Source organism: Mesorhizobium sp. M7A.F.Ca.US.006.04.2.1, assembly GCF_004022915.1.
Taxonomy (GTDB): domain Bacteria; phylum Pseudomonadota; class Alphaproteobacteria; order Rhizobiales; family Rhizobiaceae; genus Mesorhizobium; species Mesorhizobium ciceri.
Genome location: NZ_RZQA01001552.1, coordinates 1 through 616, shown reverse-complemented (window position 1 = coordinate 616; position 616 = coordinate 1). Strand labels below are relative to the sequence as shown.

The window sequence follows — 616 nt, the reverse complement described above, 5'->3', positions numbered from 1 at the left end:
GTCGAGCACTACGGTCTCGACCAGGTGCGCTACTTCTTCCTGCGCGAGGTGCCGTTCGGTAACGATGGCAGCTACAGCCATGACGCGATCGTCAACCGCACCAATGCCGATCTTGCCAACGGCCTCGGCAACCTGGCGCAGCGCTCGCTGTCGATGATCGCCAAGAACTGCGGCGGCGTGGTGCCGCAGCGCGGCGAGCTGACGGATGCAGACAGAGCGATCCTGGATCAGGCCGCCGCCGCGCTCGACACCGCGCGCAAGGCGGTCGCCGAGCAGGGCATCCATCTGGCGCTGGCAGCGATCTTCGGCGTGGTGGCGGAAGCCGATCGCTACTTCGCCGGCGAGGCACCATGGGCGCTGAAGAAGACCAACCCGGCGCGCATGGAAACGGTGCTGTGGACAACCGCCGAAGTCGTGCGCCGCGTGGCGGTGCTGTGTCAGCCCTTCACTCCGGGCTCGGCCGCGAAACTGCTCGACCTGCTGGCGGTGCCGGCGGAGAGCCGCGATTTCGTGCATGTCCACGCGGATCACGCGCTTGTGCCCGGCACTGCGTTGCCGGTGCCGGAAGGCGTGTTTCCGCGTTATGTCGAACAGCCGGACGCGAACATCTGATGCT

At 66.9% G+C, this 616-nt stretch carries 1 protein-coding gene; it reads left to right on the top strand.

Annotated elements, in window-relative coordinates; all coding sequences use genetic code 11:
• On the top strand, positions 1 to 612 hold a 612-nt coding region (locus EN925_RS38680), incomplete at its 5' end, for a class I tRNA ligase family protein (RefSeq protein ID WP_164894826.1).
• Positions 613 to 616: the final 4 nt, after the last annotated feature.